Genomic DNA, 17,843 nt, shown 5'->3' with positions numbered 1-17,843 from the left:
CTTCGCCGTTTCTGTGAAACGGTGAAGCGCTCTAGAGGAAAATAGCTCAGCGCTTTTTGCGCAATGAGACTGGAAGTTTGAGCGTCTGGCCATCCCGCGCGGCAAAAGCGCCGGTAAACCTGTCCTTGGCCAGTTTCTCGATCTTGTCCAGTTCCTTGTCGGTGCGTGTCGGATCGTGGTGAAACAGCGCAAGCCCGCGCGCACCGGCCGCCTCACAGAGCTTGACGCCCTGTTGCCATGTCGAGTGCCCGTAACCGCGGCGGCGTTCCATTTCCTCCTCGGTGTAGGTGCAATCGTAAATGACGAGGTCGGCATCTTCGATCAGGCCGAGCACCGCCTGATCGAGTTTGTCCGGCTCGTGCTCAGTGTCTGTGATCACCGCCACGACGCGGCCGCCCCATTCGACCCGGTAGCCTACGCAGCCGCCCGGATGGATAAGACTGCCGGTTCGGACCACCACCCCTTCGCGCGGGCGAAGCACGTCTCCGGATACGAAATCGCGATAGTCGAGGCTTGCCTTGCAGATCTCCAGTTTCACCGGAAACCACGGCGGCCGCATGAACTCATCGACCATCTGCCGGGTCGTCATGTGTCCTGCAAGATGCCCGGACCAAAGCGTAACCTTGACGCCCGGGTCATAGATCGGCGCAAAAGACGGCAGCCCGATGATGTGATCGTAATGGCAATGGGTGAACAGCAGGTCGAAATCGGTCACGCCCAACGCCTGAAGCGCCCCGCCGGCAGGCCGTAGGCCAGAGCCTGCGTCGAACAGAAGCGTATGCTTACCGCATCGCATCTCAATGCAGATTGAGTTGCCGCCATAGCGAGAGAATTCTGGCCCTGATACCGAAATGCTGCCGCGGACACCCCAAAACCTGACCAGGAAAACGTCGTCGACCATGCTACCCCTTCGCCCATCTTAGCCAAACAACTGCTGCTACGCGAGACAGGCTTTCTCCGGGTGACCTTCTCAGCAAGAGGACAGTGCCATCACGACGACGAGGATCGAGCGCACGTCTTCGTTATTTGGCACTTCGTGCGTCGATCAGATCCGCGGTCGTATGGCTTAGGCGATCGGCAAGAACCCGCAATATCTCGATGGTCATTTCCGGGAACTCCCTCATAAGCCTCAGGAAATGATCCTTGCGGATTCTCAAGACTTCCAGCGGACTTGCCGCTCTGACGGTGGCAGTGCGGGAGCTGTTGCACAATATGGCGATCTCGCCAACAATCGAATTTGGCTCCAGTTCGGCAACTTTTATCGGCCCGCTGTCGGAATCGACCAGAATATCCGCCCTGCCTGAAAGGATGACATAGGCGGCGTCTCCCTCATCGCCCTGCCGGAAAAGGATCTGGCCGGCGCTGTAGCTGACACGATCGGATGTGAACGCAAGCAGCTTGAGCTTTGTCGGCTCGATGGCAGAGAACAAGGGAATGCGTTGCAGCATTCCAACTTCATCCTTGAGCAGCATTGTCGCAACCTTCCCAAAATTCGCGTTTGCCAGACTAGAGCAACGGACGCCCAGATGGAATCAATTCTCTTTTCGGGATGGCGAGACAAACCACGCGAAAGGTGGCGAGCCCGATGTCGTGCACCGGCAGAATGATCCCATCTGAATGTCCGTTGCTCTATGACAGCAGTTCCTTGAAGATACCGTTCCCTGCCAAAAGTGTCTCGTGTGTTCCGTCTTCCGCCAATTGACCCGAGTCGAAGACGATAACGCGATCGAACATCATCGCCATTGCCGGATTCGTCACGACCCACACAATTGCCGGCGAATGGCCGTCGCACCTGGCTTCCTCCAGCACATTTCGCAGCACCTTATCCTGCATGCGCTGGTCGAGCGCCGACAGCGGCCGGTTGAGAATGAGAAAATCGGGACGCTTGAGCAGGGCCCGGGCAACATCGAGCTTCTGTCGCTGTCCACCGGTCAGCCGCCTGCCGCCGGAGCCGACGTTGAAGTCCAGGCCGACATCCAGAAGTTCGGCATAAAGCCCCAGTTCGTCAAGAATGTCATAGACGATGGAGCGTATGCGGTCCGGCGCGTCGGGATGGTTGTTGCCCACACGCCCGAACAGGACGTTATCCATGACGGTGGCCGCGGCAATGTATTTGGCAGGATCATACCGTTCGACCGCATTGTGCAGTTCGGGCGGCAGGTTTTCATAGAACCGGCTGCGTGCAGCGACGATCTTGCTCATCAGCTCGTCGCTCAGCAGGCCGAAGCGGTGCCGGGGCTCGATGTAGGCAAAGCTCAAGGTGACGATCATGGCGCGATCGTTCTCCGAAACCGCCTCGTGAGGACGGTTCTTGAGCCGTTGCAGCAAGGTTTCGTAGGCGGGTATCTCCTCGGCGCTCATGAAGGCGAGCTGCTGGAAGAACTGGTGATCGGGCGGCAGGTCGGCAAACAGCTCGATCGCCTGTTTGGCGATCTCCAAGCCCATTTCGTAGAGCGTGCGGTCGAGGCCGGCTTGCCTCAGCACAGAAGCAAAATAGGGATTGGCCGCCAGGGCCCTGTCGGCCAGTTCGGGGCCGGCGGCAGCGCCGAAGAGCAGGTTTTGGCCGATCGTTGCTTCCTTGTTGTAGGCGCCCGGTTCGAAAGGAACCACCAGTCCGCTCAGCCCCTCTTGTTCCAGCCGGGTTCGCAGCGCCGCACGCAGTTCGACGATCCGCCTGGCAAGCTCCGTGTGACGCGTGAGGTCGGCCGAAGAGCGCAAGCCAAGATCCAGAATGTCGCGCGACAGAACAACCGCGTCGAGCACCCGGCGCACGGCTTCAAAGAGGTCGTGCGGGCCGGTAGCGCCAGCGGAAGCATAGTTGATCCAGTCGCTGTGGATATCAAGATCCGGATTGCCCGACCGGCGCGCCTCGTGGATGTTCCAGCGGTGCTGGTCTGCCGCAGCACCGTCATAAGGCACCGATGTCAGCGGCGCATGCTTCAACCCGTAGAGCAGGTTGTCGCGGAGGCTTGCCTGGAACAGGAAAACATCCGAAGAGGCATACGACATGCGCCGGCCGGTTACTGCTTCGGGGAGTTCAAGCAGGTCGTCGGTGCCCGAAGCGACCCTTCCGCTGTCCGGCCAGTTCAGCCGCGCGAAGGCTTCTGCAAGCGCCTCCGCTCCACCTGTTGCGGTACTGACCAGCGCCACCGTCTCACCCGGCTTGACCTGGAGGGAGATACGGTTGAGGAGCATTGCACCGCCATCGTCTGCTATGGACAGATTGATCGCCGACAGGGGGCTGGTCATCGGATCGGGATCGTCGATCGTCAATGCCCCGATTTTCGGCGCGATGAGACCCTCGACGGTGAACTGTTCAACGACCTGTTGATATTTGACCTGGACATCCTGCCGATCCTGATCCCAGTCGATCAGTTCCTTCATCGGTCCGGGCAGGTCCTTGTAGGCGCCGATCACGGCCACGAGCTGGCCGACGTCCAGCCGCCCCTGGATGACCAGATACCCGCCGATCATGTAGAACAGAAAGGGCGTGAGCTGCGCGAGAAAATTGTTGAGGAACTTCACCATGAATTTCCATTGGTAAAGATCGAAGCGGATCTTGAAGATGAGCCCGAGCCGGGCAGCTATGTCGGCGCGCTCGTAGTTTGATGTATCGTGGACGTGAACCGCGCCGATGCCGTCGACGATTTCGCCAACCCGGCCCGAAAGCGCGCGCGCCGTCAACTGCCGTTGGCGCCCGAGCACGATCAGCCGCCGCCGCATTCGCGGGATGAGCACGATCTGGATCACCACGATCACGACCGCTATCATTCCGAGCCAGACGTTCTGGATCATGATGAACAGCATGGCCGTCAGCGCCTGGCCGCCGAGCAGTACCGGCTGCAGGAAGGCGTCGCCGATGAAGCCGCCCAGCGGCTCCACCTCGTCCTTCACCATGGTCGCCACTTCGGCGGACTTCACCCGCTTGAAGTAAACCGGCGGAAAACGCAGCACACGGTCGACCAGATCGAAGCGGATACGTCGCAGCATGCGTTCGCCGAGGCGGCCCTTGTAGGTGTTGATGTAGAATTTGAACAGGCCGTTGATGACGACTAGCAAGAGGAACACGAGGCTCAGGGCAAACAGGGTCTCCGTGCGATCGAGCTGAAAACCGGAGAAGAACTGGACCTCTCCAATGAACGGCAGGTTATAGTGTAGCCTCATGAATGGCTGGGTCGCGCCCGGTTGCTCGAAGCCCCTACCTTGGATCGGGCCGTTGACGATCAGCTTCGGTAGGTCGAAGGACATGAAATACGGGATCATCGAAAGCACGACGATCATCAATATCCAGAGCTGCTGCTTCTTGGTGTGCGTCCAGATATAGCGGGCTAGGCTGGGTTCCATATGCGACTGCGGACCCTTCAGTTGAAAGGATGCAGGATGTAAAAGCACCTGCTGGCGAATGGCGTATCGGCAATTTCTTCGTCGCCAACGACAAGTTCGAAGCTGCTGTGCACGGACATTGTCCTGCGCTCAACGATGCAAGGGACCCGCGAGGCGGCGCGATCCAGTTCCGGCGCATGGTCGATGACAACGACACGGGCACTGTTGACCAGCGAAGAAAGCAGCTGGCCAAACGGTTCGCGGCTTCGGCAGGGTTTTGGCGAATAGCTGAGCAGCACGAGGCCGCAGCTGCGCGGCTGGTGCTGGTGGATGGACGCCGATGATCCGGACAGATGCAACAGGCTCTCTCCGGCACCGGGCAATAGCCAAGCGGCTTGCAGCATAATCACGTCCGCGGAAATCAAACAGTCTTGCGGGAGGCAAGATTGCGTTGTGTCGCCCGAAATCCCAACATACAAGACAAATATGATGGATGTCACGCAACCACGCAATGCCGGTATGGACTGGCACGAGCAAGCCTTGGACCTCACGCGGGGAATTGCTGCTTATGTCAACTGCCCTCTCGTGGCAGGGCTGGCGCGCGTCGTCACCAAGCATCCGAAGGCCGATATCGCCAACGCCTTCAACCACAAGCAGGTCGCCTGCAAGATGTGGGCGCTCGACAGGCTGTTCGAAAGCTGCGGCGGCCGGTTCGGGCGCATATGGGTTCTGGGTGGATGGTACGGCGTATTGCCGGCAATGCTTTTCAACGACGCCCGCTTCGACATCGCGGCGATCGATAGCATCGACATCGATCCCGAAGTCGCGCCGGTCGCCCGGACCCTCAACCGGGAAGCCGGCGACCGGTTCCGGGCGCTAACGGCAGATATGTACGCACTCGACTATGCGGCCGGGCGGTCCGACCTGATGGTCAATACGAGCTGCGAACACATAGCCGATCTGCGCGCCTGGCTTGCTCTGCTTCCGCGGGGCACGAATGTACTGCTGCAATCGAACGATTATTTCAGCGAGCCGACGCACATCAACTGCGTGGCTTCACTTGCAGCCTTCGAAGCAATGGCGGCGCTACGGGAGGTGCGGTTCTCCGGCGAACTGCCGACAAAAAACTATACGCGCTTCATGCTGATTGGAACTGTTTAATGCATTTCGCCCAAAAGTGCGTAGCGGTTTTGGGACAACGACATGCATAAAAACAGGACTTGAAGCGCGTCGTACGAATCTCACCAGACGCGACGCGCGTTAGAGCAATTCCAGGAAAAGTGTGAAACGGTTTTCCGTCAGGAATTGCATCAAAACAAAGAGATACAGCGGTTCTGCGTGAAACGATGAACCGCTCTAGGATCTATCGTCTGTTTGATCATGAACTTTTCCGAAACCGGGCCCCACTTTTTGGGACCATGTTCGATATCGCTCGTGCAGGATTTGCGCGGAGCGACGCCCGCCTTCCAGATCGAGACGATGCGCAGATGGCGTCGGTCCTACAAGCGCCTGTTCGATCGCTTGCACCAAACCTTCAGGCGTTAGGTCCTTTTCCATCAGCACCGTTGCAAGACCGAGTTCTTCGAGCATCAGGGCGCGAACCGTCTGTTCGGTTTCCCCGCCGGCTGCGAATGGAACCAGCAGGGAGCGACAACCCGCGCGCAGGACATCGCAGACCGTGTTGTAACCCGCCTGCGAGACTGACAGGCACGCGCCGGTCAGCAGGCTAGCGAAATCCTCGCGGAACCGGAAGATGGACAGGCCCGGCGTGGCATCGCGTGCGATCGCGTCAAACTCGTCTTTCCGCAGGTTTGGGCCGGTGATCAAACACCATTTCCAAGCGTTGTTGGCATCCTGCGCCGCTGCGATGGCGGAGCTGACAAGGCTCTTTCCGGCAGCCCCGCCGCCAACCGACACCAGAACGTCGAAGCGCTCGGAGGCCGCGGGCGAGGGCGGCGCGGCAACGAGCCCTGTGTAGGTGACCTCGGCCCTGATCGCCCCAGCCAGTGGAAATGTCTTGTCGATGGTTGCGAAAGCCGGATCGCCGTGGACCATAACAAGGTCGAAATGCCTGTTGATGAGATCGACCGTTTCCTCGTTTCGGCCCGGCTTGACGCGCTCCTGAAGGATATCACGGACGGACGTCGCCAGCAGCGGTCTGGGCGACGTCGCGTCGATGGCCTCGATCAGCGGCAAGAGTTCGAAACGCATCTGCCGGCGTCCAAATGGAAACGCCTCGACAATGACGATATCAGGCCTGCAATCCCGGAATGCCTGCAGCAGCATCTCTGAACGCCATTTCTTGAAATCATCGTCGATGGGTTTGCCTTGCAGGTCGACAAGTCCGGAAAATCCTTCATCACCGGAGGTGACAGGTGGCAGGGTTACAGATTTTACACCGGGTCCCGGAAACCCGGCGATCGGCGCTCCGCCGGTCACGACGGTTACGTCAAACCCGTCATCGACCAGAGCCGCCGCAATGCGGCTGGCGCGCGCGAGATGGCCGATACCGAGCAGGTGCTGGACATAGAAGAAAGCGCGCAGCCGCTTCATTCGGCGGCCCGCCACTCCCGCTCGAACAGTTCCTTGAGCTGTCCAATGCTTGCCATATGATCGAAATTGCCGCGCACGCGCCGCTCTGCGGCGTCGCCGAGGCGGTCGCGCAGCACGGGATCACGGATCAGGCGCTCCAGCGCCTGTGCCAGGGCAATTGGGTTTTCCGTCGGAACCAGCAGCCCGGTTTCATCCGGCGATAAAAGCTCCGGCACGCCGGAAATATCGGTCGACACGCAGGCAAGCCGCTGGCTAGCCGCCTCCACCAGAACATTCGGCAGACCGTCCCGGTCGCCATTTGCAGTGATCCTGCAGGCCAGGGCGAAGATGTCGGCGCGGCGGTAGTGCTCAAGCACCTCCTCCTGCGCAAGCGCGCCTTTCCAAGAGACTCGACCATCCAGGCCGAGCTTTTGCGCCAGCGCCTTGAACCGTTCCAGTTCCTCGCCGCCGCCGATATGCTCGAAACGCCACGCCAAATCACCGGGCAAGAGGGCAAGGGCCTCCAGCAACGTGTCGTAACCTTTCTTTTCAACGGCGCGCCCGACACTCAGAACGATAACGGGTTCGTCCGGCGCCGAGCCGTCATGCTGCTTTCGCGCCTCGCTGAAACTGCCGAAGCGATCAAGGTCGAGCCCATGATAGCTCAGATGCACAGACGAGTTGCCGTTAGCGAGTTTTTTCAGACGGTCAAAGCCGGTTTTCGTGCAAGTGACCGTCCAGCGCGCCGAGGAAAGCTTCCCAGCCAGATCCCAGTCGGCCGAAGTCCAGATGTCCTTGGCATGGGCCGAGCAGCTCCAGGGCAGGCCACGAAGCTGGCTGGCATAGCGCGTCACCGATGCCGGTGTGTGCGCGAAATGTGCATGCAGCCAGCCCGCGTCTTCCGGCCACTCGGCCGCCAGCACGAGCGCTTGCCCGAAGCGGCGCGCGCGATTGCGCGTAAAGTCGCGGGGCATATCGGCAGCCAGCGATCCGAGCGCGCGCCAGAAGCCCGGCCGCAGCAGATAGGCAAACAGCGAGCGAAGCACGCGCAGCGGCTCTTCATGCAGATATTCTGGCAGATAATGGACGGGCGCTTTGATCTCGTCATGCACAGGGTGGCGTTTTTCATCGGTCGGCCGCCTGAGCGCGACGAGTATCAGGTCGAACCCCGCACGCTCAAGACCAAGGAGTTCCTGCGCGATGAAGGTTTCGGACAGCCGCGGATAGCCCTTCAGAACCACGACGATCTTGCGATGTTGCAACTCAGGTCATTCCTTCAATGACCGAAAGGTGATGGCCGGCCCGCCGGTCGAGCAGTTCCGCGACGATTTCGGAAATATGAGGCAGCCCTTCCAGCGTCAGATGCGGATTGCTCTGTGATGGGTGGGGCCGGTCCGGCAGCGCCACCAGTGCATCGGCAAACCGCTGGGAATCCTTGGCTTCCTCCGGCAAAAGCATCTCGATGAGGCCGAGTTCGGCTGCGCGCCGAGCGCGGATCAATTGTTCCTGGCGGGGCTCGACGCGCGGCACGATCAGCGCCGGCTTGTCGAAAGACAGTATCTCGCAATAGGTGTTGTAGCCGCCCATCGCCACTACCGCCTTGGCGCCGGCAATCAGGTCTTCCATGCGGTTGTCGAACTCGATGATCTTGATGTAGGGGATCTTGGACCCCTTCTTGAGCAGCTTGTTGCGCTTGCGCGCCGGCATGTAAGGCCCAAGCACGATCAGGGCTCTATGCTGCAATTGCGGATCCTGCTGATAGGCATCGATGACGTCGTGGATCAGTTCGGCGCCGTCACCGCCGCCACCGGTGGTAACGAGGATATAGTCGCCCTCTGGCCGGTGGCCGGGCAACTCGTTCCGCTGCAGGCTCCGTTGCAAGAAACCGACGAACCTCATCTTTGCCCTGACAGCCGGCGGCACATCCAAGCCGGTCAACGGATCGTAGAAATCCGGCGGGCCATAGGCCCAGACCTTGTCGTAGAAGAGGCCTATCTTGCGCATCACATCCTTGCGTGCCCACTCTGCTTCGAGCAGATGCGGCGCATCCATCACCTCGCGCAGGCCAAGCACCAGAGTAGTGCCCCGCGTCTTGAGGTAGGACAGCGTGTCCTCAATCTCACCGCGCAGGCCGAGCGGTTCCTTGTCGACGATGAAGATATCCGGCCGGAAGGTCTCAGCTGTATGGCGGATGATCGACTGACGCATCCTTAGCGTCTCATGCAGATCGATGTCCTTTTCCAGCGAGGTGTATTCGCCGTTGCGCAGCTTGATGACGCTGGGGATCTTCACGAAGTCGACACGGGCGCGGTAGTCGAAGGCGCCAGCGATAGTCGCACCCGAAATGATAAGCACCTGAAGTCCGCGGAAATCCTCGACCAGCGAATGCGCGATAGTCCGGCAGCGCTGCAAATGGCCGAGCCCGAACGTGTCGTGGCTGTACATGAGAATTCGAGCGTTTTCTGCGTGCTGGGTCATTGTTGAACGTCTCTTAGAATTCTCGCTTTGAGGACCGTGAGCGACCCGACGGCTTCGAAACCATCCTGGTTTTGAAACATGAGGCCGCGATTTTCAATTTGTATTACTTCTGTGGAATGCCTGTCAGATAACTTTCTGATTGCCTGAGTCCGAAACTAGATGGATTGGCGAATATCGCCTCGGCGGGAGCGGGCCGAGACTCCCTGTTGTTGTTTTGGGATGGATGGACGGGGAAAGCGGTGTCCAAAAGATCGGCAGAAGTCATCCCTCTTGATTCCAATAAGCTCCGGTCTCTCCGAACTCGATTGGTCTCGGAGCGGTGAAAGCGAATTCCGCTATCCTGCGCATATAGTCAATTGCCTGATCGGTATACGAAAGGACAGGGTCGCCGGGCGTCGCACGGCGCATGTTGTTGTAGAACTCATTTCGCGCGCCATTGCTCTCGGTCTTGGGGGACCAAAGGTGCTGCCCATCAATCTCTTGACGGGCGGTCTGATTATGATTCACCGACCAGAACTGAGCCATCTATCGCCCAAGCTAGCCGGAATTTCGGCAGGAATCGAGTGGATGCCAGCGCTCACAACACACCGCCTGCAGCAGGGTGTGTGCAACACCGGTTGCTTGTCGATCGCTATGGCCTCTGGCTAATGCCTTAGCTGGGGCGGTGACGGTACTTTTTGAGACGACCTGAGCGCGTCGCCGAACGTCGCGAGGTGCGAAAATCGCTCGATTGGTCCCGATAGTTGGCGAAACCTCAATGAGTTTGATGATTGGCCTCGTAGGTTCACAGAGGGCGGCGACGATCTCGTCGGGGTTCTCTTCCGCCTAGTTGAAGATCCAGGCGGCCGACCGGGAGATCGACGACTTCATCACCATCGCACGCTCGCGCCTAGCGTGACGAGAAGCTCGTCCAGTTGCTCGAACGTCTCGCCCATCGCATCCGCCGCCCCGGTGCCGGCAGCGTCGAGAGCTTCCTTTGAGGGATAGAGCTCGTGCATGACCAGCAGCGTCTTGCCACCTTTTTCCTCGAAGGTCACCGTGGTGATGGGTCCACCGTCACCACCTTCGTCATTGGTCCAGACGAGGCGCGAGTGCGGTGTCACTTCGATATACCTACCGAAGAACTCGTCAGGGTTTGAGGCATCGTGGCCGAACACCAAACGGTACCTGCCCCCGACACGAACATCCATCTCGCAGGAACGCAGGAACATGCCCATCGACTTCGGTGCCCACCACCGCATGAACAGCTCGGGCTTGGTCCAAGCCTCGAACACGGTGCGCGCCGGCGCGTCAAAAGTTCGCGTAACGACCAGCTCCCGGTCGGACTTCCGTTCCACTGTCGTGCGGTTCTTCATGGGGGTGGGCTCACTAGCTCTTGTTTCGTCCATCGACTTTCTCCTTCCGTTTCAATTCCTCGACAACCTTGTCCAACTCGTTGAAGCGTGCGTCCCAGAGCTGGCGGTGCCTCTCGATCCATGCCGCCTCTTCCTCCAGTGCGCGTAGGCCGAGCTTGCAGGTCCGCACGCGCCCGATCTTCTCCGTGGTGACGAGCCCCGCCTGCTCCAAGACGCCGATATGCTTCTTCATGCCCGTGAGGGTCATGTGGAACTTTTCGGCAAGGTCCGTGATCGAAGCGTCTGTACGTCCGAGCTGCTCCAGAACGCCGCGTCGGGTGGCGTCCGAGAGTGCGGCGAACGAGGCATCGAGACGGGTCTGAATATACTGAACCATATGGTTCAGTATTACCAGACGGGTTGGCGGCGTGCAAGGGGAGGCCGAGTGGGCTGCGTTGCCGGCCGCCCCTTCTGGTAAATCGCAAGCGATTAGCGGATGTTCAAGTCGGAGCAGGGTCGGTGAGGAAGGGCATGATGTCCACGCCGTCTCCTGGGAAGACCGTGAAATGCGGGTGGTTCTCGAACAGGCGGGCGGCGGCATCGATGGTATCGGCCTCGACGACAATATAGCCGCAGAAAGGGTTCACGGCGTCGGCGATGCCGTCCCTGGTAACGCGCCTCGTCTTACCGACCATGCCGCCGCGATCGGGGAAAAATGCGGCATTTCTCTCCTCCCAGTCCGCCCACTGCTGTAGGCCGACGGCATCAATCGCATCCTGCTCGGGCTTAGGCAGGCTACGAAAGCGGGCGAGGTCTTCGGGCTTCATGGTGTAGACGGCAAGAAAACGGGGCATGCGGCGGTTTTTTCTTCATGCTGGCAGAAGCATGCTAGCTTAGTCTCCTGGAGGACCCAAGTCACTGCGCATTACCACCCTCTAAATGCCCGCCCGCTATTTGCGTCAGTCCTGTCGATGCCTATCAGTGAGCGCAGGTCCGAGTTTACGGGCCCTGCCTTGTTCACCCTCGGCGATCGCTCCGGCGCGCCGCATTGCCGTAAACACACCTCGACCAGTCTTTGCTTGAGCGGAGCAACTCCTGATTTCCCGCTTCGGCGAAGTAACCCTCGCCACACTCTCCGATCTCCCAATTGCTGCGTCGGGCCGGTCTGAAGGGGCGTTCAGGCCAACAATGACCCGAGGCTGAAGCTGGCATCCATTTGGAACGCCCGACCTGCCGGCGGGCGGAACTGCTCCACCACCAGATCAACGGGCACATCAAGCGTCATCCCTGTTCGGGGGACAGCCCGAATGCAGTCCGGCCGCCAAACGATGTGCTCACGATCATTCAGCCGAAGAATCACGGAGCAGCAGGCGCGACCCGACGTCCACAATAGACCTGATAGCGGGAAGCAGTTCCTGCCCCAGCGACGTCAGCTCATACTCCACGGTCGGCGGCGATGTCGGCATCACGTTGCGATAGAGGACGCCGCGCTCCTCGAGGTCCCGCAGTCTGCTGGTCAGTACCTTCGCCGAAACGGCTGGGGTATCGCGGCGGAGTTCCGAGAACCGACGCGGGCCTTCGCTCAGGGACCAGAGCACCTCGGGTGTCCAGCAGCCGCCAAGCAGCGCCATGCACCTCGACATGGGGCAGCCGGCGAGAGCCTTCACCTTTTTTCGCGTCTTGAGAACCATCGCCGTCCGCCATGGGGAGTTTCCAGTTGGTTACCGGAAAATGGTGGTAACCACAAGATACGTGGTTTCCAATGGTAACGATGGCCGCTATTCGAAGGCTCTCCGATCCACGAAACCACGAAATGGACTGAATGATGTACGCAATAACTGGAGCAACGGGACAGCTTGGCCGCCTGGTGATCGAGGCACTGCTGAAGACCATTCCCGCCGACCGGATCGTCGCGGCGGTTCGCAATCCGGCGAAGGCCAGCGATCTGGCAGAGCGCGGTGTCATCGTAAGGGGGGCGGACTACGACCATCCCGACACGCTCGCCGCAGCCTTCGCCGGTGTCCAGAAACTGCTGCTGATTTCGTCGACCGAGGTCAGCGGCCGCCTGCCGCGGCATCAGACGGTGATCGAGGCAGCCCAACGCGCCGGGGTTTCGCTGATCGCTTACACCAGCATGCTGCACGCCGACACGTCTCCCGCAACGCTCGCAATCGAGCATCGCCAGACGGAGGAGGTCATCGCGGCCTCGGGCCTTCCCGCCGTCATCCTGCGCAATGGCTGGTACACCGAGAACCATCTGCTGGCGCTTCCGGCGGCTCTGGAGCACGGCGCCTTCGTCGGCGCCGCGCAAGACGTGCGCTTCTCGTCCGCCGCGCGGCGGGACTATGCCGAGGCCGCAGCCGTGGTGCTGACGACCGACGGCCAGGCGAGGAAAACATACGAGCTCGCCGCAGACCAGGCCTTCACGCTCGCCGAGCTTGCGGCGGAGGTCTCGCGGCAATCGGGCAAGGTTATCGCCTACAACGATCTTTCCCAGGCCGCTTATCAGGATGTGTTGACGGGGGCCGGGCTACCGGCCGACTTCGCTGCGCTTCTGGCCGATACCGACGCTGCAGCCGCACGCGGAGCGTTGTTCGATGACGGAGGCGCCCTGGGGCGGCTGATCGGTCGTCCGACCACCTCGATGCAGAGCCTTGTCGCGGCCGCATTGCGCGGTTGAAGCCGGGGCTCAGAACTCGACGTGCATAGCGCCGCCGGTCGAAAGCGGATACGGGTCTTTAGATTTTCTCGACTGGATTGGGTTCTCCTTTCGTCGCACCGAGGCGGTTGAGCAGATTGAGCGTGATCCTGCCCGCATCGTTCATGGCGCCTGCGGCTGGCAGCGCGCCGCACCAGGCAACCGAGCTTGCCGAAAAGATCAAGCCGCCTGCTGCGAGCTTTCGCAGGGTCATTTCGGCGCAACGGCAGGCGATGCGTTGCGTATCCCCGCCCTCATACCAACGCGTCGGATCCTGGAAGAAGCTGTCGGGAAATCCCGTCGCACGCGCGATCACGACGGTGTCAGCGGAAGTGCCGAGGGCTGGATCCGTCGCATCCACTTCGTAGCCCGCGGCACCGCCCAGCACGATGCCGTCCGTGCCGAAGGTCGCATCTTCAACGCCTTCGAACAGCCATGCGCATCCTGCTTCATGGCTTTCCTCAGTGCGCGTGAAGGGACGCGCGCCTTCGAAGCCCATCAGTGAGATCGCGCCGCCGATCAGCGAGAATTCGCCTCGGCCGCGGGAGCGGAGATAGCCGCCTGGTTCGTTGGTGATCGACAGCGCCTGTGCGGCGACCGGGCCGTCCCAGGTTCGGCCGGCCTCCAGCGGCGAGCGCCGCAGCTCCATCAGATCGTCCTTGAAAGCCACAGTGGCAGCAAAGCCGTTTCCGCCGAGATAGGCGATGCTGCCGCCTTCGGCCACAAACTGCCGCAGCGCCTGCTCCATCTCGATCGACATATATTCGGGGTGACTGCCGGTGACGACGGCTTGATGTCGACGCAGACCGTCTATGCCGCATTCGTGCAAATCGTGATCGGTCATGACGTCAAACACGATTCCATTGTCGTGGCAGAAGCGGAGGAAGTGCAGATCGACCGGCAAATTATGTGGGCAGCCGCAGAGCGGATAATCGTAATCGTCCCTGAGCGTCACTTTCGGCTTTTTGTAGGAGCAGATGGAAACGCCGCTAAGGTCGGAATGGTAGTCGTAAAGAGATTTCAGATTGTTGGCGACCGCGAAGCGATGTCCCCGGTCGTCGCTTTTCCATTCATAAAGATGATCTGGGAGATATTCGTCCGCATAGGCGAGATAGGTGGCCGTCGGCACGAGATACAACAGCGGCGACGAAACCTGTGAAGAGGTGACGAAGAACACCACGCGTTCGTAGCCACCATCCCATTCGATCTGGAACGCGTAGACGCCTGGGCGTACGTTTTCAGGGATCGTCAAGCGGTGCGATGCCGGCCACTCAAGCGGGCCGATGTCGTCGTCGTGGCAATGGATAGCGTCGTAGTGCGACGGCACGAAGCGAGGCTCGAAGCTCGATCCGTCCCAGCGTGCCGAAGTCATGCAGAAGGCTGGCTGATTGATCACATCGAGGAGCAGCGGATCTGCTCCGCCCGACGACAGGATCGGCTGCGTTGGCAACAGCGTCGGGAAATCCCAGGCAACGGTCCCCTGTGGTGTGTCGAGCCGGATCGCGGCAAATTTCGCGTTGAGGGTAGGTTCGTGGTGGGTAGCACTTGCGCCGAAATGGATGCCGTGCGCCTGGAGGTTCCGCGCCGGGCTGCCAAAACCTTCATGGAGTTCGTAAGGCGCGAGAAGATCATGCGATTTGATGCGCAGGCGCGGCTGCTCCTGCCGCAGATCCAACTCGACAGTGAGCCACACACCAGTTGGCGCCTTCTTCTGGACAAAGGTTTCGTCACCGATTTCCAGGACAAATGCGCCGTCGCGGAGGCGCAGCCCGAGGACGCCTGCTTCTAGGATCGTACGCGCACCTTCGTTGCGCGTGAGGAACAGCTCAAAACGAATGCCGTGGACGGCTTGTACTTTGGCCAGCTCGCCGGGTCGGACGAACAGGAACGACCCTTGGTCGAAATACCGATGCTGTGGTTCACCTATCGTTTCGAAGGGCCAAGCGAGAAATTCCGGAGCCGGCTTGTCAAGCCGGCAAATTCGTGTGGCCTTTATCGGCCGATCGCAAGACAGGCTGAGGTTGATCTGCTGGCCTGCTTTGGCACTCCAGGGGGTGGTATAACCAACCACTCTCATCGCGTCGTGGTCTACTGCGCGCTTCATCTATCCTCCCGATGAACTCCAGATGGGCTGGGGCGAACCGCGTAGACCGGTCCGATGTCGGCCAATGCGCTGCCGCTCTGACAAGCAAAGGCCGCATGGCGCACTACCGCCATGATGTACATGCTTGTATAGATAAGCTGCATTCGGATAGTCTCGACGCGATCGGTCCAAGCGCCACATTACCAAGGAGGACGACATGCGCAACGCATCTCTCTTCGATCTGTCAGGCAGGAAGGCGCTTGTAACCGGCGCAAGCCGCGGCATCGGGCGCAGCATCGCCGAGGCGCTCAGCGCGGCCGGCGCCGACGTAGCGATCACGGCGCGCAGCGTGGCCTCGCTCGAGGAGACGATGGCCGCCCTCCGCATCGCCGGCGGGGTCGCGCATGCCGTCGCTCTGGACGTCACCGATGTCGACCGGTGCCGGGCGGCGACAGCCGAGGCCGGCAGCCTGCTCGGAGGTCTCGATATTCTCGTCAACAATGCAGGTATGGAAGAGGTCCGGCCCTCGCTCGACGTCGATGAGGCGCTGTGGGACAGGATTGTCGATACGAATCTCAAAGGCGCCTTCTTCTGCGCCCAAGCCGCCGCGCGGCAGATGAGAGACGCCGGACGGCCCGGCGTCATTATCAATCTCTGCTCGCTGACCTCCGAGGTCGGGGTTCCCACGGCGGTGCCATACGGCTCGTCGAAATCAGGCCTCCTCGGCATGACGCGGGCGCTTGCAGCGGAGTGGGCCGATCTCGGGATCCGGGTCAATGCCATCGCGCCTGGCTATTTCAGGACAGCGATGACAGACGTGTTCTACAGCAACGAGGCATGGCAACAATCGATGCTCGCCAAGATTCCGCAGCGCCGTTTTGGCGATCTCTCGGACCTGCACGGAATCGCGGTGTTCCTCGCTTCGGATGCGGCGGCCTACATAACCGGCCAGTCCATTCCCGTGGATGGAGGCTTTCTCGCATCGATTTGAAGGCTTCAGGGGCTGGAGACGTGTCCCAGAAGTGATCGACAAGCGCTAATCGTAATTGCGTCCTAAGAAAAGGAGCCGCCATGTCTGACGTCAGCTTTCACCGCCTGTCATCCCTCAGTGTCGATCAGCGGGCCAGTTTACTGAAACGTGCCGAAGGAGATCTGTCTTCCTTCATCGAAAAGGTCCGTCCGATCATCCAGGCCGTCAAGGATGAAGGTGACGCGGCCTTGCTCCGGTTTGTACGCGAGCTCGACAAAGCCGATGTTGCCGACGGTGAACTGAAAGTTTCGGAGGCGGAATTCGACGCGGCGTTCGACAAGGTCGACAAGGATGTCGTCGAGAGTATCCGGTTCGGCATCGACAACATCCGGCATTTTCACGAGGAGCAGCGTCCGGAAACAATGTGGCTCAAGGAAGTTCGGCCGGGCGCCTATGCGGGTGACCGATACACACCGATCGCTTCGGTTGCGCTTTATGTTCCGCGCGGCAAAGGCGCCTTCCCTTCGGTGACGATGATGACCTCGGTTCCGGCGGTGATTGCCGGGGTTCCCCAGATCGCGATCGTGACGCCTGCGACTTCGGATGGTTCCGTCGACGCCGCGACGCTGGTTGCTGCCCGCCTCGCCGGCGTGGAGACCGTGTACAAGTGCGGCGGCGCCCATGCGGTCGCCGCCGTCGCCTATGGAACCGAGACTGTGAAGCCCGCCGTCAAGATCGTCGGGCCGGGGAGCCCGTGGGTGGTGGCGGCAAAGAGCGTGTTGTCCCCAATCATCAACACAGGTCTCCCGGCCGGTCCGTCCGAAGCGATTATTTTTGCCGATGACAGCGTCGACGGCGGCCTGGCCGCTCTTGACCTGTTGATCGAAGCCGAGCACGGGCCGGATTCCTCGGCCTACCTGGTGACGCACAGCCGCAAGGTCGCCGAAGCCGCATTGATTGCGATACCGGAACACTGGTCGAGGATGAGCGAACAGCGTGTGGAGTTCTCACGCGCGGTGCTGACTGGGAAGCGCGGCGGCATCGTGCTGACCGAGTCGCTGGAGGACAGCTACCGGTTCATCAACGACTATGCGCCGGAGCACCTCGAGATTCTGTCAACGGAGCCATTTGCGCATCTCGGACGTATTACGGAAGCCGCCGAGATCCTCATGGGTCCGCATACGCCGGTGACCCTTGCCAACTTCGTCCTCGGGCCCAATGCGGTGCTGCCGACCAGCCGGTGGGCGCGAACCTTTGGACCGCTTTCCGTGACGGATTTCGTCAAGAGATCGTCGGTCGGCTATGTGACCTCGGCGGCCTATCCGGAACTCGCCCTGCATGCCCGCAGGCTCGCCCGCTACGAAGGATTCAGCTCGCATGAGAACGCGGTTTCGGAGATCCGCGATCGCTATCTCGCCGGCTGAG

Annotated in this window: 16 protein-coding genes; 5 read left to right on the top strand and 11 right to left on the bottom strand. The window is 60.5% G+C overall.

Translation table 11 applies throughout. From position 1 onward, the window contains the following. Window positions 1-46: 46 nt before the first annotated feature. The 3 genes from NKI95_RS07170 to NKI95_RS07160 form a co-directional block, all read right to left on the bottom strand. Window positions 47-901 (bottom strand): MBL fold metallo-hydrolase, encoded by an 855-nt coding sequence (locus tag NKI95_RS07170; protein ID WP_352715333.1) that lies wholly within the window; start codon window positions 899-901, stop codon window positions 47-49. Window positions 902-1,022: 121 nt separating this feature from the next. Continuing rightward, window positions 1,023-1,472 carry a cyclic nucleotide-binding domain-containing protein gene (locus NKI95_RS07165; protein ID WP_352468857.1) on the bottom strand — a complete coding sequence of 150 codons (450 nt, stop codon included), beginning with the start codon at window positions 1,470-1,472 and terminating at the stop codon, window positions 1,023-1,025. A gap of 157 nt (window positions 1,473-1,629) precedes the next feature. Beyond that, complete coding sequence (locus tag NKI95_RS07160) at window positions 1,630-4,344, bottom strand: ABC transporter transmembrane domain-containing protein (RefSeq protein WP_352715332.1); 2,715 nt, start codon at window positions 4,342-4,344, stop codon at window positions 1,630-1,632. Between the two features lie 29 nt (window positions 4,345-4,373). Between NKI95_RS07160 and NKI95_RS07155 the strand changes: the two genes are divergently transcribed. Both NKI95_RS07155 and NKI95_RS07150 read left to right on the top strand, forming a co-directional pair. Further along, window positions 4,374-4,667: a hypothetical protein gene (locus NKI95_RS07155; protein WP_352715329.1), complete on the top strand. Its 294-nt coding sequence runs from the start codon at window positions 4,374-4,376 to the stop codon at window positions 4,665-4,667. Between the two features lie 145 nt (window positions 4,668-4,812). Continuing rightward, a complete protein-coding gene (locus NKI95_RS07150; protein ID WP_352715836.1) occupies window positions 4,813-5,484 on the top strand; it encodes a class I SAM-dependent methyltransferase in 672 nt (223 codons plus the stop codon). Between the two features lie 195 nt (window positions 5,485-5,679). Here the strand turns inward: NKI95_RS07150 and NKI95_RS07145 are convergent, their stop codons facing one another. The 7 genes from NKI95_RS07145 to NKI95_RS07115 all read right to left on the bottom strand — a co-directional run bounded on the left by NKI95_RS07145 (window position 5,680) and on the right by NKI95_RS07115 (window position 12,358). Beyond that, entirely contained in the window at window positions 5,680-6,876 is a 1,197-nt protein-coding gene (locus tag NKI95_RS07145; protein WP_352715328.1) for a glycosyltransferase family protein, read from the bottom strand. Continuing rightward, a complete protein-coding gene (locus NKI95_RS07140) occupies window positions 6,873-8,117 on the bottom strand; it encodes a glycosyltransferase (protein WP_352715326.1) in 1,245 nt (414 codons plus the stop codon). The genes NKI95_RS07145 and NKI95_RS07140 overlap by 4 nt, the downstream gene beginning before the upstream one ends. A 1-nt stretch (window position 8,118) precedes the next feature. Next, the gene (locus NKI95_RS07135) at window positions 8,119-9,333 is read right to left on the bottom strand and encodes a glycosyltransferase family protein (protein ID WP_352468839.1); all 1,215 of its coding nucleotides are present in this window, start codon (window positions 9,331-9,333) and stop codon (window positions 8,119-8,121) included. Between the two features lie 869 nt (window positions 9,334-10,202). After that, window positions 10,203-10,721 carry an SRPBCC family protein gene (locus tag NKI95_RS07130; RefSeq protein ID WP_352715324.1) on the bottom strand — a complete coding sequence of 173 codons (519 nt, stop codon included), beginning with the start codon at window positions 10,719-10,721 and terminating at the stop codon, window positions 10,203-10,205. Further along, on the bottom strand, window positions 10,702-11,064 hold the full coding sequence (locus NKI95_RS07125) for an ArsR/SmtB family transcription factor (RefSeq protein WP_352715322.1): 363 nt from the start codon (window positions 11,062-11,064) through the stop codon (window positions 10,702-10,704). Before NKI95_RS07125 ends, NKI95_RS07130 begins: the two co-directional genes overlap by 20 nt. Before the next feature lie 103 nt (window positions 11,065-11,167). Then, window positions 11,168-11,521, bottom strand: a complete 354-nt coding sequence (locus tag NKI95_RS07120; RefSeq protein WP_352488411.1) for a hypothetical protein — start codon at window positions 11,519-11,521, stop codon at window positions 11,168-11,170. Window positions 11,522-12,007: 486 nt separating this feature from the next. Then, window positions 12,008-12,358 (bottom strand): winged helix-turn-helix transcriptional regulator, encoded by a 351-nt coding sequence (locus NKI95_RS07115; RefSeq protein WP_352715320.1) that lies wholly within the window; start codon window positions 12,356-12,358, stop codon window positions 12,008-12,010. A gap of 134 nt (window positions 12,359-12,492) precedes the next feature. Here NKI95_RS07115 and NKI95_RS07110 point away from each other — a divergent pair, with 134 nt between their 5' ends. Then, a complete protein-coding gene (locus NKI95_RS07110; protein WP_352715318.1) occupies window positions 12,493-13,347 on the top strand; it encodes an SDR family oxidoreductase in 855 nt (284 codons plus the stop codon). A 58-nt stretch (window positions 13,348-13,405) separates the two neighbouring features. Here NKI95_RS07110 and NKI95_RS07105 read toward each other — a convergent pair whose 3' ends face one another. Then, the gene (locus NKI95_RS07105) at window positions 13,406-15,469 is read right to left on the bottom strand and encodes a N,N-dimethylformamidase beta subunit family domain-containing protein (RefSeq protein ID WP_352715315.1); all 2,064 of its coding nucleotides are present in this window, start codon (window positions 15,467-15,469) and stop codon (window positions 13,406-13,408) included. Window positions 15,470-15,665: 196 nt separating this feature from the next. Between NKI95_RS07105 and NKI95_RS07100 the strand changes: the two genes are divergently transcribed. Beyond that, the gene (locus NKI95_RS07100; RefSeq protein ID WP_352715312.1) at window positions 15,666-16,439 is read left to right on the top strand and encodes an SDR family NAD(P)-dependent oxidoreductase; all 774 of its coding nucleotides are present in this window, start codon (window positions 15,666-15,668) and stop codon (window positions 16,437-16,439) included. Between the two features lie 80 nt (window positions 16,440-16,519). Beyond that, on the top strand, window positions 16,520-17,842 hold the full coding sequence (gene hisD, locus NKI95_RS07095) for a histidinol dehydrogenase (RefSeq protein WP_352715310.1): 1,323 nt from the start codon (window positions 16,520-16,522) through the stop codon (window positions 17,840-17,842). Window position 17,843: the final 1 nt, after the last annotated feature.

Origin of the sequence: Mesorhizobium sp. M0306 (genome assembly GCF_040321655.1) — a bacterium.
Lineage (GTDB): Bacteria > Pseudomonadota > Alphaproteobacteria > Rhizobiales > Rhizobiaceae > Mesorhizobium.
The sequence above is the reverse complement of the archived record's forward strand: the minus strand, read 5'-3'. Positions and strand labels throughout refer to the sequence as shown.

What these genes read in the sequence shown, in the direction of transcription:
- NKI95_RS07170 (WP_352715333.1), bottom strand. Translation starts at nt 901, where the DNA reads ATGGTCGACGACGTTTTCCTGGTCAGGTTTTGGGGTGTCCGCGGCAGC.
- NKI95_RS07165 (WP_352468857.1), bottom strand. Translation starts at nt 1,472, where the DNA reads ATGCTGCTCAAGGATGAAGTTGGAATGCTGCAACGCATTCCCTTGTTC.
- NKI95_RS07160 (WP_352715332.1), bottom strand. Translation starts at nt 4,344, where the DNA reads ATGGAACCCAGCCTAGCCCGCTATATCTGGACGCACACCAAGAAGCAG.
- NKI95_RS07155 (WP_352715329.1), top strand. Translation starts at nt 4,374, where the DNA reads ATGCAGGATGTAAAAGCACCTGCTGGCGAATGGCGTATCGGCAATTTC.
- NKI95_RS07150 (WP_352715836.1), top strand. Translation starts at nt 4,813, where the DNA reads ATGGATGTCACGCAACCACGCAATGCCGGTATGGACTGGCACGAGCAA.
- NKI95_RS07145 (WP_352715328.1), bottom strand. Translation starts at nt 6,876, where the DNA reads ATGAAGCGGCTGCGCGCTTTCTTCTATGTCCAGCACCTGCTCGGTATC.
- NKI95_RS07135 (WP_352468839.1), bottom strand. Translation starts at nt 9,333, where the DNA reads ATGACCCAGCACGCAGAAAACGCTCGAATTCTCATGTACAGCCACGAC.
- NKI95_RS07130 (WP_352715324.1), bottom strand. Translation starts at nt 10,721, where the DNA reads ATGGACGAAACAAGAGCTAGTGAGCCCACCCCCATGAAGAACCGCACG.
- NKI95_RS07125 (WP_352715322.1), bottom strand. Translation starts at nt 11,064, where the DNA reads ATGGTTCAGTATATTCAGACCCGTCTCGATGCCTCGTTCGCCGCACTC.
- NKI95_RS07120 (WP_352488411.1), bottom strand. Translation starts at nt 11,521, where the DNA reads ATGCCCCGTTTTCTTGCCGTCTACACCATGAAGCCCGAAGACCTCGCC.
- NKI95_RS07115 (WP_352715320.1), bottom strand. Translation starts at nt 12,358, where the DNA reads ATGGTTCTCAAGACGCGAAAAAAGGTGAAGGCTCTCGCCGGCTGCCCC.
- NKI95_RS07110 (WP_352715318.1), top strand. Translation starts at nt 12,493, where the DNA reads ATGTACGCAATAACTGGAGCAACGGGACAGCTTGGCCGCCTGGTGATC.
- NKI95_RS07105 (WP_352715315.1), bottom strand. Translation starts at nt 15,469, where the DNA reads ATGAAGCGCGCAGTAGACCACGACGCGATGAGAGTGGTTGGTTATACC.
- NKI95_RS07100 (WP_352715312.1), top strand. Translation starts at nt 15,666, where the DNA reads ATGCGCAACGCATCTCTCTTCGATCTGTCAGGCAGGAAGGCGCTTGTA.
- hisD (WP_352715310.1), top strand. Translation starts at nt 16,520, where the DNA reads ATGTCTGACGTCAGCTTTCACCGCCTGTCATCCCTCAGTGTCGATCAG.